Source organism: Streptomyces avidinii, from assembly GCF_045161815.1.
Lineage (GTDB): Bacteria > Actinomycetota > Actinomycetes > Streptomycetales > Streptomycetaceae > Streptomyces > Streptomyces avidinii.
Genome location: NZ_CP108863.1, coordinates 863,879 through 876,998, shown reverse-complemented (window position 1 = coordinate 876,998; position 13,120 = coordinate 863,879). Strand labels below are relative to the sequence as shown.

Genomic DNA, 13,120 nt, shown 5'->3' with positions numbered 1-13,120 from the left:
AGCTATGCTGTCAAGCATCGATGTGGGAACCTGCCAGACAGTCGAGGAATGGAGGGGGCGCATGAACGTGCACCTCAGAGCTACCCGCACGCCGCGGGCCCCGCGCGGCGGAGACCGGAGCGGTGTGTCCGGCCCTCTCGCGGCCGTACCCGGGAGCGGTCGCGGAAGCAGGATGCCGGTGAACACCGGCTGTCTCCCCTTGAGTCACCTGTTTCGAGTACCGGCATCCGCCGGGCCCTCCGCCCCGGGGGCCGGCCGCCAGGGGCGCGCTGCCCATGCGGGGTGGGCGGCATGACGATCGAGCGCGCGACGCTGAGCGACACCGTGGCACGGGAGATCATCGAGGAGATCAGGCAGCGCCGGCTCCGGGAGGGGGACGAGATCCCTGCCGAGGGCGAGCTCTCCGAACGGCACGGTGTCAACCGCCTCGCGGTGCGTGAGGCGATCCGCACCCTGACCGCCCGGGGCGTCCTCGTCTCCAGTCAGGGCAAGCGGGCGCGGGTGGCGACTCCGTCGCCGGCCGTCTTGGCGCAGATCCTCGAATTTCGGCTCAGCCAGAAATCGATGGACCTCCAGGACCTGCTCGACACCCGCAGGGTGATCGAGTGCGAACTCGCCCGGCGCGCCGCGGCCCGGATCGCCGACGGCCACGGCTCCATCGCGGAGGCCGCACAGGCACTGGACAACATGATCGCCGCGGGAGCAAGCTCCGAGGCCTTCATCGCAGCCGACCTCGCCTTCCACAACGCCGTCTCCGACCTTGCCGCGTCCGAGGTCTTCTCGTACCTACTCGCCGCCATGAACGGCGCCCTGCTCGACGCGCGCCGCGCGAGCTACCGCGGCCGCGAACGACGGGGCGAGGGCCAGGACTCCACGATCGGTGCACACCGGGACATCCTGGACGCCATTGCCGCAGGCGACCCCGAGCGCGCGGCCCGGGCCATGACCGATCACCTCAAGGAAACCGGTCACGACCTCGGCCTCTGACCCCGGCGTTCCCCCGTCTCGGCCGCTCCCGGACTCAGGTGACAGCCGGCCATATCCCGGCCGTCGCACGGAGGCCCCTGATGAGGCGGGCCCTCGCGCGATGTGGAGGCGTGGTCGCCACAGACCGAGTGGGCGGGGGTGCCGGCCCCACGGTCCGAGCGGTCACGATGGCTGGCTCCCGAGGGGTTTCGGCAAAGAACCGCCGAAACACTTGGCAACTAGGCTGCTAGGTAGCTATAACTGCAGGGTTCAACGGAGCGCACGGCCGCGATGCACGGGGACTGGCTCCCCCGGACGCCGGAACCAGTGGCCGTCCCACCAGCCGGGAGAACCAGTGAGACTGACCGACCTGCCGTACCGCACGCTCGCCATCGTCCGCGGGAGCGACCGCGACGCCGCTCTACGCACCGTGGTGACTCTCGCCGAGGAGGGGATCACGGCCGTCGAGGTGTCCCTGACCACGGCGGACGCGTTGTGGGTGATCGAACGGGCCCGCCGTGAGCTCGGGCCCGACGCGCTGCTCGGCGCCGGGACCGTCCTGAGCGCCGACAGTGCCGTCCGGGCCGCCGACGCGGGCGCCGCGTTCCTCGTCACCCCCGGCCTGGTTGCATGCCTGCCCGAACTGCCGCTGCTGATGGGCGCCCTGACGCCCGGTGAGGTCATGGCGGCCACCGGGCACGGCGCCCTCGCCGTCAAGCTCTTCCCCGCCATGTTCGGTGGCCCCGCCTATCTGGCCGCGCTACGCGCCCCGTTCCCGGACGTGCCGTTCGTGCCCGTCGGCGGGATCGACGCCACCGCCGCCCTCGCCTACCTCACTGCCGGAGCCGTTGCCGTCGGAGCCGGGACGCCCCTGATCGGCGACGCCGCCGACGGCGGCGACCAGGCCGCGCTGCGCGCCCGCGTGGCCCACTGGCGCGCCGCCCTCACCCCGGCGGTGGCCCGATGACCACGTCCCCTGCCACACCTGTCCCCGAGGTCGTCACCGTCGGCGAGGCGATGGCCGCGCTGCGGGCCACCGGACCGATCAGACTCGCCCCGCCCATGGAACTCTCGATCGCCGGGGCCGAGTCCAACGTCGCCATCTGCCTCGCCCGCCTCGGCCACCGCACCGCCTGGATCGGCCGGGTCGGCGCCGACCCGTTCGGCGCCTTGATCCTGCGCACCCTGCGCGCCGAAGGCGTCGACACCACCCACACCCGCACCGACATCCAGGGCCGGCCCACCGGCCTGCTCGTACGCGAAGACGCCATCGGCGACCTCGCCGCCGTCCACTACTACCGCGACCGCTCCGCCGGATCCGCCCTCCACCCCGACGACGTCCTGCCCGCCCTCCACCCCGGCACCCGCATACTCCACCTCACCGGCATCACCCCCGCGCTCAGCCCCACCGCCGCCCGCACCGCCCTCGCCGCCGCCGCGCACGCCCGCCACCTCGGTACCACCGTCTGCCTCGACGTCAACCACCGCGCCCGCCTGTGGACCCACCAGCAGGCCCGGCAGGTCCTGCTGCCTCTGGCCCGCCATGCCGACCTCCTCATCGCCTCCGCCGACGAACTCCACCTCGTCACCGACGACCCCGCCCACGACGAGGACCATGCCATCGCCGGGCTCCTCGCCCAGGGCACGCGGGAAGTGGTCATCACCCGCGGCGGCGACGGCGCCACCCTCACCACCGCCGACGGCACCCACCACACCCCGGCCCGCCGCGTGCCCGTCGTGGACGTCATCGGCGCCGGCGACGCCTTCGTCGCCGGCTACCTCTCCGGGGTCCTCGACAATCTCACCACCGAGCAGCGCCTCCACCGCGCGACCGCCACCGCCGCGTTCGCCGTCGCCACCCGCGGCGACTGGGAAGGCCTGCCCACCCGCACCGACCTCGCCCTCCTCGACACCCCCGCCGGCACCACCCTGCGCTGACCCCGAGGACCCCGATGCACGACCTCAGCCCCCGCATCACCGTCCGGGCCCTGCCGCTGTCGCCCCCGGCGGCGGCGGGCCCGGACACTGGATCGCCGCCGCCGCACCGGCATCGCCCTCCTCGCACCCGACGGCACCACCGACTGGCTCGCACGCCCCGAAGGCCACGCGCGTGTCCCCACCCGCATGAACGACGACGCCTGCGACCCTCACGGCCGGTCCTGGGCCGGCAGCATGCCCTACGACGGCACCACCCCGGGCGCCGGCAACCTCTACCGCACCGACCACGACGGCACCGTCCACCCCGTCCTGGAGGGCCTCACCATCGTCAACGGCCCCGCCTTGACTCCCGACGGCCGCACCCTCTACCTCGCCGACTCGCGTCATCCACCGCTGCCCCCTGGACCCCGCCATCGCGTACCTGCCGCGATAACCGCAGGGCACCGCCGGGTTCCGAGTTCCCAGCGCGAACGGGCGCGCCCGCACGCCCATCCTCCGGTTGGATCGGGGGCGTGCGGGCGTAAGCGCGCGGGGCCTTCGAGCTGCCCGGTCGGTGGTTCCTGGAGTCCTCCGCACCGGGGTTGCGGAGGCAGCAGGTCAAGTAACATCCACCGAGCCGAAGGCGCGCGGCCGCTCACCGTGCTGCCCACGCGGTCGAACGGGCGCCCACCGCCATCGACTCCCACGGGATCGTCCCGCCAAGGCCCCGGTCCAGAATCCGCGGACGAACCCTGCTCGTGCATGAGGGCCTCGGAATCAGCCTGCGGCCGAGGCACTTCCCCCAGCTCCCAGCGCGAGCCATCCGGCCAAGGCACTTGACAGCATAGCTGCTAAGCCTGAGCATCGATTTGAGCCACCGAGCCCCGCCCGCCACACGGACCGGCCCCTCGTCACACGGCGCCAGCCCCACCAGCTTCTGTACCCACCGGCGCCTCCAGCTGTTAAGGAACACCGACCATGCGTCCTCTGCAGACTCCCAGAACCGCGGCTGCCCCGGCCATGACCGATGGCCGGTACCTCGTCGGCGAGGCGGCCGGCGGAAGGCCCAGGCAGCCGAGCTCGGCGTAGGCCTGAAGGTGGTGAACCTGGGCAATGACGCGAACAAGACCGTCAGCGAGGTCCAGTCCGCGATCGCACAGAAGACCAACGGCCTGATCGTCGTCGTCCTCGACCCGTCGGCCTGCGCCAAGGAGAACCTGGTCCCGAGGATCGGCTTCTCCGGCGCCCAGATGGGCGGTGAGGTCGGCAAGCGTGCCGCCGAGGAGTTCAAGATGAAGATCCACATGCGGTTCTCCCTCGTGTGGTGGAACCTCGACCACCGGACGAGCCCGGACGCGCCACCCTGTTGGACGGTCACCCTACCCACTCGCACACCCGACGGCCGCCATGGAACCGACAGTTCATCCCGCGGGCGCCCGACCCGCACCGAGGCCGTCACCGCTGCAGCCCTACGCGCCCAGACCCCCACCGTGCGGCGCCACCGCCGCGGCGCCCACCTCGACCTCCCCGACCCGGCCTGACCCACCGCACACACGCCCGCACCAGGGGCCTGAAGTGCCACCACCGTGAGCCGGCGTCACGACAGCCCATGCCGCTCGAACAAAGCGGGCGGGGCGAGCCGTCCAGAGGCCGCCCGGCCCGCCGGGCCTTTCACAGATCGTCAGCACCACGCACCCACCAGGCCGTCGACAGCCATCGCCGTCGGTCCCTTCGACCGGGCGGCCTGGCCGCCCGCCCTCGAACAGCCCCGGCCGGTATCCCCCCGCCGGCCGGGGCCCCTCCCCTTCTCACCGGCCACTGCCGGTCCTAGCCGGCCATGGAGCGTGATGTGCTCAAACGCTGCATGGTCTGCCGGCCCAGTGGTTCGAGCAGTACATGGCACAGCGTCCATCGGCCCCGGCGCCGGCCAGAACGCCGCCTGCGACGGCCGGTGTTCGTCTGCTGTCTTAACCTCGCCACCGAAACGTTCCGCCCCGGCTCGCACGGCCGAGCGGCGCGCCCCCACTTCGCCGTCCGCTCTGCCATCCACCGCCAGCTGAAGTCTGCGCTTCGTACGAGGAAACGCCCATGCCCATCGCAGTGCTGCCGTCCTCCACCCGCCGCCCAGCCCCTCTCCTCACAGCGTGCACCGCCGCCCTGATGGTCGTCGCTCTGGGCGCTGCTTCGCCGGCCGCCGCAGCCGATTCGGTCTCGTACGACTTCGAGTCCCCGTCCCAGAAACTGCCGTTCATGGCGCTCAACGGCTTCGGCCGCGTTCTGGTGGGGCCCGCACCCGGAGGGAAGTCGGGGCAGGCGGCGCGCGTGAACATCCCCAACGACGGGCGTTCGTTCAAGTCCGAGCTGGTCATCAAGGGCCTTGACGCGGGCAGTCATCGTTTCGTCTTTGCCAACTACCTGCCCGGTGACTGGCAGGAGCGGGACCTCGACACCATCGTCGCCCAGTGGTTCAGCACGCAGGACGACGGCGGGGGCATCAAGCCCGTCGTCGCGCTGTCGGTCCACGGCGGCAACTGGCAGCTGAAGGTCCACTGGATGAGCAACGGTGAGATACAGGAATCCGTCCTCCCGCTCGGTGCTGCGCGTCCGGGCCATTGGAACCGGTGGGTCTTCGACATCACGTGGTCCACCGCGGGCAGGCCCGGCTCGATCCACGTCACGCGGGACGGCGTCACCGTCGGTTCGCACCAGGGTGCCAACAACTACCACCGCGGCGATCCGCCGCACTTCCGGATCGGTGCCTACCGGCCCAGCTGGCGTCCGGAGAAGGGGCCGGAGAAGCGGGCCGGAGCAGCCGAGGCGGTCCTCTTCATCGATGACATCGCCATCACCAGCACCACCCCCGGCACCCAGCCGAACCCGGGCCCCACCACCCCCGCCACCCTTGCCCCCTCGGGTTCCCCGACCCCGTCGCCCAGTCCCACGTCCACCAGCTCACCCTCCGCCTCCGCACAAGCCGGTGCCGCGTCCACAGGCGCTACGTCGACGTCCGCCGGCGACGCAACTCCCGGAGCGACCGGGAAGAAGTCGAACGCCAACGGGTCCTCGCTCCCGAGCGCCGGCGCGACCGGTGTGATCGCCATCGCGGCTGCCAGCGTCGTGGCACTGGCCGTCGGCGCGTACCTCCTCCGACGACGCAGCGCCACCCGATCGACCCACCGCCGACCCGGCCCTTAGGGCGCAGCACAATTCCACGGCAACAGACGCCGGCCGACCCGACGCCGTGCGGGCGGAGGGCCTGACGCGGCAGCACAGAGGCAAGCGGATCGTCGACGACGTCCACCTGAACGTGCCAGCAGGGGTGGTAACCGGATTCCTCGGAGCCAACGGCGCGGGGAAGACGACCACACTACCCCTGATGCTCGGACTGATATCCGGCCAGGGAACCACGACGTATTTCGGGCGCTCTCTCGCCCAGTGGCGAGAATCGGCCCGGACCGTCGGCGTGGTCATGGGAGGCGTCGCAGGACACCCCCGCCAAACCCTCACCGCCCCTCTACGCATGGTCGCGGCCGGTGCGGGAGTACGGGACAGCCGTATGCCCGAAGTCATCGACTCCAGGGTGGATTCGGGTACGGATGCTGTTTGGTCAGGTGCTATCGCCGCTGGTCGCTTTCACCGGGCCGCTGTAAGGGGATCGGGCCGGCCCGGGGTCGCGGGTGTCCGGGGAGGGGACGAATTCCGAGACGATGTGAGGGTTGGGGGGCCTCTGTAGAGCGGTGTTCAGTCGGCGCGCTTCCCGGAGATCTCCAGCAGCTGCGGTTCGAGGCAGTTGCAGGCCGCCATCTGGGCCGGGCCCGAATCGCCCGCGGGTGGGACTTCGATCAGTGCCGTCAGGCTCAGTTTCGCCTCCGAGCTCCGCCACTTCTTACCCTTGGTGTTCAGCAACGCGCCCCGCTCGGAGTCTTCGTCGAAGGTGAACGAGACCGTCGCGCTCTTGCCCCGTACCTCCTCCGTGCGCAGCAGGGGGCAGGCGACCAGTGAGGCACCGTTGTCCAGCTTCAGCACGGGCAGCCGGGGACCGGTCACCTCGTGCTCGAAGGAGTACCTGGCCAGGCCGTTGAGCTCTGGGGCCTTCGGCATCTCGGCCAGTTTCCCGATCATCTCGTCGGTCAGGGGACCGGGCGCGAAGTGCTCGTTCTCCGGCTTGTCGGGGGTGGTGAAACTCGTGTAGTCGGCAAATCGACCGCACACCGTCCGGTCCGCATCGGCGGTCGGCGACAACACGGCCGCCCCCGCCGCGTCGCGGCCGGCCGCGGCCACCGGCGTCTTGCGCAGCTGCACCGTCGTCGCGGCGAACCTCGCGACGCTCTCGGACTCCGGCGACGCCGGCGCCGCCGTGGCCATCCACGTCTCCACGGCCGCCTTCCACTCCCCGCCGGGCGCCTCCTGCACGAAGTAGTGCACTGCCGTGGCCGGCCCGTCCTCCCACCCGTTCGCCTTGCTGAGCGCGACGAAGAACCTCGGGTGCGACGGCTGGTCCCGTTCCGCGGGAATCACGAACGAGGGCTTCACCAGGCTGGTCGTGCTGGTGCCCGGCCAGTTCCGCAGCGCACGTATGGCGGCGTTCGCCTTCCACTCCGCCAGCAGCGGGCCGGTTGCCACGTTGGCCATCCCGTCTGCTGGCTTCCACCCCGCCGGGGTGCGGCGCTCCCACTCGAACCGGCTGAAGACCTTCTCGGCCTCGGCCTGTGCGATCACCAGTGGGGGCGCCGGCGGGGCGGAGGGTCTCGTCGCCTCGGCGGCCGGTGTTGTGCCCGCCGTCTTCCCGGCCGAGGTGCCCGTACACCCGGCCGCTCCAGCCGCGACGAGCACCACCGCCGCAGCGACGGCAATACCTCTGTCCCACCCCATCAGATGCCCCTTCCCTGGATACAGCGCGAGGAAGGCCCGGTCCCCCCCTGGCCTATCAGGACCCTATGCGGTGCCGCGGGCACACCGCAGGCGGGCCCGTCAGGCGGATGCCCTGCTGCCGCGCCCGGCGGTAGGGCCGTCGTCGCGTTCGGGAGCCCGCGAGCGGCAGGCAGCGGAGTGGCTTTCCCGCGCTTGGGTTTTGTGTTCGGTGCGATCCGGTCAGGTTGTCCGTAGTCATTGACAACCGAAAGGCGTCGCTGTGAGCGGGTTCGACATCTGGGGGTACCACCCCAACGCGGGATACCTGCGGGGCACTGACATCGTCGGCTACAAGGTCGAGGCCACCGACGGCAGCATCGGCAAGATCGACAAGCATTCCGAAGACGTCGGCGCCTCCTACCTGGTTGTGGACACCGGGGTGTGGATCTTCGGCAAGCATGTGCTGCTGCCGGCCGGGACCATCGAGCGCATCGACATGATCGGGGAGACGGTCTACGTCAACCGGACGAAGGGCCAGATCAAGGACGCCCCGGAGTACGACGAGGGCAAACAGGCCGGCGAGTCCAACTACCTGGAGCGGTTCGGCCGGTACTACGGCCGGCCCATGTAGAGGGTGAAGGTGGTCAGGGGCGGGCGGCCGGAGGCTCCCGCCCCTGACGGCAGGGAGGCCGCCCGTCTGGTGGCGGCCCACCCGGGAGTCGCCCAGCACCTGGGCACCGCGGCCGTACTGACCGACCCACTGCTTCCGCACGACCGGGTGGACACCCCGGACCCCGCCGACTGGGCGCGTACGGTCATCACAGCCATCCGCGCCAGCACTGCCCCGCAGACGCGCTGACGATCCCCCGGGGTGCGCCCGCCGGGCGATACCCGTGGTCCCCGTCGCCTGGTGTCAGGAGCACGGCGACACCGTGGGGCTGGAGTGGCACCCCCAAGGCGGGGGTCCGCTGTACCGTCGTCGAGGTGGTGGCGGGGGCCGGTTCCGTCGTCGGCCAGGGCCATGACGGTATCCGCGACGGGGCCGTGCATGGTGACGTGTTGGAGCCAGGCGCGTCCGGCGGGGCCAAGACGGACCGTTCCAGACATCTGGGCTGTGAACACCAGTGGAACCGCGAACATGTCCTGCTGGGTGTCGTAGACCGCGTTCCAGAGTTGCGGGTCATACGAGGAGACGACGACGGACTCCTCAGCGCTCATCCGTACGGGGTCTGTGCCGGGGGCGCGGGACCTGCCGGGGGAAGTCCGTCTGGGCCCGGCACCTCGGCACAGACGCACATGTTTTCGTCGGGATGCGGTTGCGACGAGTCAGTTTGCGAGACGCTGTTCGATCAGGGCGAGGCCCGAACGCCGGCCCGTGAGACGCTTGGTGCTGGCGTGAGGAACGGAGTTCCAGCCGGGCCCGGCCACCAGCAGAGTGGAGTGGGACCTCGCCCCCCTGACCCCCCACCCCACTCCCTCGACCGCGCTCACCAGTTCCGCCGCAGCAGCGGGACGGGCCTGGGCCCACACCACCACCAGCGACGGGCCGACCCGTCGTACCGCCTCGATCAAGGCTTCCGCCGGAACGGCCGGACCGAACATCTTCACCGGCAGTCCGCGCTCAGTGAGGGCCGCCCACAGAGCTTCCAGCGGAAGGCTGTGGAGTTCTTCCGGCGCGCAGGCCAGTACCATCGGCCGGACCCCTTCGCGGGTGGGCAGGCGAGGCTCGCGCCGACGCCGCAGCGTTGAGGAGACCAGCCAGGACAGCAGGTGCTCGACCTCGATGTAACGTTCGCCGGCAGAGGCCCACTTACGGCCGGCCGCGTGCAGCGTCGGGGCGATGATCTCCTCCCACGCCACCACACAGCCGTGGTCCTCGATCGCCCGGTCCAGGACGGCCTCCACCGCGTCCCCGTCCAGTCTTACGGCCGCCCGTGCGAGACCGCGGCACTCGGCACAGACCGGCCCCAGCGGCAGCGTCGCGGGTCCTCCAGGAGCCCGCCCCCCGGTCGCGGGTGCATCGTCCTCGAACCGGAACGCTCCTGCCGCCTTCACCCGGGCAGCTCGCGCGGCCTCCGCGGGCGGCACCCCCTGCCCGGTCAGATGGCACATCTCCTCCAGACGCGCGATGTCCTCCGGCAGCCAGCGCCGATGCTAGCCCGCGACGCGGACAGCGGGCCCGATCGCATAACGCCGCTCCCACGAACGCAGCGTTCCCGCCGCCACTCCGAGACGCTGCGCCACGGCTCCCGTACTCATGCCGACCACCGGCGGCGTCAGGTGCTGCTCTTCGACCTTCACGGGTTCAGCTGCCAGATGGACGCGTTGAGGGCGGTCGCGAAGGCCACCCACACGAGGTACGGCACGAGCAGGAGCGCAGCAGTGCGGCTCAGCCGCCAGAACAGAACCACCGTGGTGGCGAGCGCGGCCAGCAGCAGGACGATGTCCAGCAGGGCGAGGCCGAACTGGCGGGCCGCGAAGAACAGCGGGGTCCAGGCCAGATTGAGGGCGAGCTGCACCGACCACCACACGTGGGCCCGCCGCACGCGCAGACGATCCGGTTGGCGCCCGACCAGCCAGGCCGCGACCGCCATCATCCCGTACAGCACGGTCCAGACGGGCCCGAACAGCCAGGCGGGCGGGGCCCAGCCGGGCCGGACCAGCGCCGAGTAGACCTCACCCGCATCGGCGGAGGCCAGCGCTCCCAGTACCGCGACGCCGTAACTCACGGCGAGGAAGCCTGCAAGGGCCCGCCACTGCCTCGATCCGCGCGGGCGGGCCGGGGCCGGCATCGGCGCTGGTGTCGCGGAATGTGCCACGGCTGTCTCCCGGTGTACTCGATGACTTCCGACGCGCAGCGCGACCTGGGTCTGCCGCGGCCCGGCATCTCTTCCACGCGGACACAGCTTCGTGCCGCCTGCCTCTTCTTCTCCTGCCGCGCCGCTGCCGGATGCGCAGGCCGGGCGCATCCGCCCAGCGGCGCGGCAGGGCGTCACCACCCCCGCGTACCCGGCGGGCCCTTGAAAGGCCCGTTGATCTCGGAGGTGATCCAGCCCCCGTAGAAGTCTCCCGGCTGCGCGACCACCTCCTCGTCCCCGACTCGGCAGCGATCCACCCGGGATGGGTAGAAGGCCAGGAATCCGGCGATCGCGGCGAATCCGGGGGAGGGGTCCTCGTAGCTCCACGCCACGTCCGGGACCCCGGCGCTGCCTTCGACGCGCAGGTCCCAGTACGTGGCGGCGCCTTTCCACTCGCACCACGTTCGGGTACCGGACTGCCGGAACAGCTCCTGGCGCGTGTCCTGGGCCGGAACGTAGAAGACCGGGGGATGGCTCGTCTCCAGCACCCGGACCGAGTGGCGGGTGTCGGCGATCAGGGCTCCGGCGAATTCGACGACCACGTGCCGGCCGTCCGCCTCGAGGCGCGGCGGTCGGGGGTAGTCCCACACTGACTCGGCGGGTCGGCTCGATGTCCCGGTCGCGTTCACAGTTACTCCCCGCACCGCGCGGCGGGAGCCGCGCCCTCGAGCTGGTCGACCAGGGCTTGTGCGGCTGCGGCTGGGTCGCCGCCCTTAGGCAGGGAGGGCGTCTGCCCGGTCACAGGCCGGTCGGAGAAGCCCGTCTCCAGGTGCGGGAGACGGAAGTCGAACACCCGCAGCCGCCGGGCCCGCCCCTCGCGGGCCACGACACCGAGCCAGCAGCTCAGGGCCGTTTTGGCCGCCGCGTAGTCGGCCGTGCCCAGCATTGGCCGGTCAACGATGGCTCCCGTCACGGCGGCCAGGAACCCGCCGTCCGCCATGCGGGCGACCGCGCCGCGCAGCACTGCGGCCGGACACAGCACGTTGACGGCGAACAGGTGCTCGACGACCGCATCGGGCACCTCATCCACCCGCCCGAACCCGGCCACCCCCACCGTGACCAGGACACCGTCCAGTCCCCCCAGCTCCCGCACCGCCCACGTGGCGAGGGCGGCACAGTTGTCGAGGTCGTACGCATCGAGCCCCCGGACCGGAGCCCCGCCGAGCCCGGCGGCCAAGTCAGCCAGCCGGTACGGATTCCTTCCGGCGAGGGCGACCACGGCGCCGCGGGCGTGCAGCTCATGGGCCGCGAGCGCGCCGAGCACGCCGCTGGCTCCCGCGACGAGTACCCGCGCCCCGCTCATACCCGGCCAGGATGCAGCCGCACCGTCGTCCATGTCGGTCCCTTCGCCCTACAGGCCGGCGATCCGTGCCGCGAAGAAGCCCGCCACGAGGACGGCGCCGACCACGATCAGCCCCAGGAAGAACCACGGGTGCTCCCAGATCCCGCCGTCAGGTCGTTCCTGGTTCGCTTCGGCCGTGGAACCCTCCACTGACGGGGTTTCCTCCGGCATGACAGGACGGGCGCTCATGGTGCCTCCTACGCCAGACGAGGTCGTACCTTCTCCTCAACCGTCCGGCACCGGCCACGCGACCGCACCTTGCACCGTTCGTGCATCGCTTGAACCCCGCCCCGCGAGATCGGAGCTCCACGAGGTTGGCAATGGAAGCCGTCTTCTGCCACGCGGCCCCGCCGGCCAACCTCGTTATCCAAAGCCCTCGCTGAAGGGCTGGAGCGGCTGTTGGAACTGGACCCGGCGGTCATCGATGCCATGACGCTCGGGCTGCTCGGAGCGAGCCACGATCTGTGCGCGGTGGGCTGCTGCCCGGCTCGGGGGCCCCGGCCGGCGGCCGCGGGCGTGGACAGCCCGTACGTATGAAGAACCGGAGCGGGAAGCGCCCCGGATCGTGGGGCGCTTCCCGAACAACTATCGCGAGGCTTCACCTGCGCTGAGGGAGCTTGTTGGATCTGAAGGTGCGACGCGTGCGATGGAGTCGATGGCCCCACTGGTGAGAGCAGTGCGTGCCTGCAAGGACTGGCCTGATGCGTGGCCGAGGTGGCGGCGTTGCCAGTACGGGTTGTCGTGGGAGAGCTTGCTCGAGACACGGCCGTACATCCCGAAGGTCATGATGATCAGCCCCATGACGAAGCTGAACATCACGTTCGTCACCCCGAAGCCGAGGACGTTGGCGTCCTTGTCGAGGACGAAGATGTGCGCGAAGCCGCTGAGCAGGAACAGGGCTCCCACCGTGATGTTGAGGGTGGAGGCGAAGTTGCCGCCGATGAAGGCACCCGCGGCAAGTGCGAGTCCGACGACGACGGAGATGACACTGAGGGTCGTGTTCGTCGTCATCCCAGCGATGGTCTCACCCTGCGTGTCGAACGGGCGCAGGGCATCGGCGAAGCCCAGGATCCCGAAGGCGAGCAGGATCAGGCCGCAGAGCAGGGCGCCGTACCGGTATACGGTGGCGAGGTGGTGATCGACGGGTAGCTCGTCACTCAGCTTCATGTCGGTTCCTATGGAAGAT

At 71.1% G+C, this 13,120-nt stretch carries 18 protein-coding genes; 10 read left to right on the top strand and 8 right to left on the bottom strand.

Annotated elements, in window-relative coordinates:
* The first annotated feature begins 291 nt into the window (after positions 1-291).
* The 7 genes from OG373_RS04050 (at position 292) to OG373_RS04020 (ending at position 6,616) form a co-directional block, all read left to right on the top strand.
* On the top strand, positions 292-987 hold the full coding sequence (locus OG373_RS04050; protein WP_328787056.1) for an FCD domain-containing protein: 696 nt from the start codon (positions 292-294) through the stop codon (positions 985-987).
* 334 nt (positions 988-1,321) lie between these two features.
* The gene (locus OG373_RS04045; RefSeq protein ID WP_405435887.1) at positions 1,322-1,933 is read left to right on the top strand and encodes a bifunctional 4-hydroxy-2-oxoglutarate aldolase/2-dehydro-3-deoxy-phosphogluconate aldolase; all 612 of its coding nucleotides are present in this window, start codon (positions 1,322-1,324) and stop codon (positions 1,931-1,933) included.
* Positions 1,930-2,904, top strand: coding sequence for a sugar kinase (locus tag OG373_RS04040; RefSeq protein ID WP_405435885.1), 975 nt, complete (start codon positions 1,930-1,932; stop codon positions 2,902-2,904). Before OG373_RS04045 ends, OG373_RS04040 begins: the two co-directional genes overlap by 4 nt.
* Before the next feature lie 87 nt (positions 2,905-2,991).
* On the top strand, positions 2,992-3,723 hold the full coding sequence (locus OG373_RS04035) for an SMP-30/gluconolactonase/LRE family protein (RefSeq protein WP_405443927.1): 732 nt from the start codon (positions 2,992-2,994) through the stop codon (positions 3,721-3,723).
* Between the two features lie 260 nt (positions 3,724-3,983).
* Positions 3,984-4,424 (top strand): hypothetical protein, encoded by a 441-nt coding sequence (locus tag OG373_RS04030; RefSeq protein WP_405435883.1) that lies wholly within the window; start codon positions 3,984-3,986, stop codon positions 4,422-4,424.
* A 547-nt stretch (positions 4,425-4,971) separates the two neighbouring features.
* Positions 4,972-6,078, top strand: a complete 1,107-nt coding sequence (locus OG373_RS04025) for a heparin lyase I family protein (RefSeq protein ID WP_405435881.1) — start codon at positions 4,972-4,974, stop codon at positions 6,076-6,078.
* A 46-nt stretch (positions 6,079-6,124) separates the two neighbouring features.
* Entirely contained in the window at positions 6,125-6,616 is a 492-nt protein-coding gene (locus OG373_RS04020; protein WP_405435879.1) for an ATP-binding cassette domain-containing protein, read from the top strand.
* An 8-nt stretch (positions 6,617-6,624) separates the two neighbouring features.
* Here the strand turns inward: OG373_RS04020 and OG373_RS04015 are convergent, their stop codons facing one another.
* Positions 6,625-7,755, bottom strand: a complete 1,131-nt coding sequence (locus OG373_RS04015) for a hypothetical protein (RefSeq protein WP_405435877.1) — start codon at positions 7,753-7,755, stop codon at positions 6,625-6,627.
* A gap of 259 nt (positions 7,756-8,014) precedes the next feature.
* Here OG373_RS04015 and OG373_RS04010 point away from each other — a divergent pair, with 259 nt between their 5' ends.
* A complete protein-coding gene (locus OG373_RS04010) occupies positions 8,015-8,365 on the top strand; it encodes a PRC-barrel domain-containing protein (protein WP_405435876.1) in 351 nt (116 codons plus the stop codon).
* 3 nt (positions 8,366-8,368) lie between these two features.
* Positions 8,369-8,593 (top strand): hypothetical protein, encoded by a 225-nt coding sequence (locus tag OG373_RS04005; protein WP_328787049.1) that lies wholly within the window; start codon positions 8,369-8,371, stop codon positions 8,591-8,593.
* A 467-nt stretch (positions 8,594-9,060) separates the two neighbouring features.
* On the opposite strand, the gene OG373_RS04000 is transcribed toward OG373_RS04005, so the two are convergent.
* From OG373_RS04000 to OG373_RS03975, 6 genes are all read right to left on the bottom strand, one after another.
* Positions 9,061-9,846: a B12-binding domain-containing protein gene (locus OG373_RS04000; RefSeq protein ID WP_405435874.1), complete on the bottom strand. Its 786-nt coding sequence runs from the start codon at positions 9,844-9,846 to the stop codon at positions 9,061-9,063.
* 42 nt (positions 9,847-9,888) lie between these two features.
* Entirely contained in the window at positions 9,889-9,993 is a 105-nt protein-coding gene (locus tag OG373_RS03995) for a MerR family transcriptional regulator (protein ID WP_405443925.1), read from the bottom strand.
* A 38-nt stretch (positions 9,994-10,031) separates the two neighbouring features.
* Positions 10,032-10,463 carry a TspO/MBR family protein gene (locus OG373_RS03990; protein WP_405435873.1) on the bottom strand — a complete coding sequence of 144 codons (432 nt, stop codon included), beginning with the start codon at positions 10,461-10,463 and terminating at the stop codon, positions 10,032-10,034.
* Between the two features lie 263 nt (positions 10,464-10,726).
* A complete protein-coding gene (locus tag OG373_RS03985) occupies positions 10,727-11,134 on the bottom strand; it encodes a DUF427 domain-containing protein (RefSeq protein ID WP_405435871.1) in 408 nt (135 codons plus the stop codon).
* Positions 11,135-11,223: 89 nt separating this feature from the next.
* A complete protein-coding gene (locus OG373_RS03980) occupies positions 11,224-11,895 on the bottom strand; it encodes an SDR family oxidoreductase (RefSeq protein WP_328787043.1) in 672 nt (223 codons plus the stop codon).
* Positions 11,896-11,943: 48 nt separating this feature from the next.
* Positions 11,944-12,123: a DUF6480 family protein gene (locus tag OG373_RS03975; RefSeq protein WP_328787042.1), complete on the bottom strand. Its 180-nt coding sequence runs from the start codon at positions 12,121-12,123 to the stop codon at positions 11,944-11,946.
* Between the two features lie 210 nt (positions 12,124-12,333).
* Here OG373_RS03975 and OG373_RS03970 point away from each other — a divergent pair, with 210 nt between their 5' ends.
* Entirely contained in the window at positions 12,334-12,471 is a 138-nt protein-coding gene (locus OG373_RS03970; RefSeq protein WP_405444380.1) for a hypothetical protein, read from the top strand.
* A gap of 48 nt (positions 12,472-12,519) precedes the next feature.
* On the opposite strand, the gene OG373_RS03965 is transcribed toward OG373_RS03970, so the two are convergent.
* On the bottom strand, positions 12,520-13,101 hold the full coding sequence (locus OG373_RS03965) for a DUF4383 domain-containing protein (protein ID WP_405435869.1): 582 nt from the start codon (positions 13,099-13,101) through the stop codon (positions 12,520-12,522).
* Positions 13,102-13,120 lie beyond the last annotated feature (19 nt).

What these genes read in the sequence shown, in the direction of transcription:
- OG373_RS03975 (WP_328787042.1), bottom strand. Translation starts at nt 12,123, where the DNA reads ATGAGCGCCCGTCCTGTCATGCCGGAGGAAACCCCGTCAGTGGAGGGT.
- OG373_RS03965 (WP_405435869.1), bottom strand. Translation starts at nt 13,101, where the DNA reads ATGAAGCTGAGTGACGAGCTACCCGTCGATCACCACCTCGCCACCGTA.
- OG373_RS04025 (WP_405435881.1), top strand. Translation starts at nt 4,972, where the DNA reads ATGCCCATCGCAGTGCTGCCGTCCTCCACCCGCCGCCCAGCCCCTCTC.
- OG373_RS04000 (WP_405435874.1), bottom strand. Translation starts at nt 9,846, where the DNA reads ATGTGCCATCTGACCGGGCAGGGGGTGCCGCCCGCGGAGGCCGCGCGA.
- OG373_RS04040 (WP_405435885.1), top strand. Translation starts at nt 1,930, where the DNA reads ATGACCACGTCCCCTGCCACACCTGTCCCCGAGGTCGTCACCGTCGGC.
- OG373_RS03995 (WP_405443925.1), bottom strand. Translation starts at nt 9,993, where the DNA reads ATGAGTACGGGAGCCGTGGCGCAGCGTCTCGGAGTGGCGGCGGGAACG.
- OG373_RS04015 (WP_405435877.1), bottom strand. Translation starts at nt 7,755, where the DNA reads ATGGGGTGGGACAGAGGTATTGCCGTCGCTGCGGCGGTGGTGCTCGTC.
- OG373_RS04050 (WP_328787056.1), top strand. Translation starts at nt 292, where the DNA reads ATGACGATCGAGCGCGCGACGCTGAGCGACACCGTGGCACGGGAGATC.
- OG373_RS03980 (WP_328787043.1), bottom strand. Translation starts at nt 11,895, where the DNA reads ATGAGCGGGGCGCGGGTACTCGTCGCGGGAGCCAGCGGCGTGCTCGGC.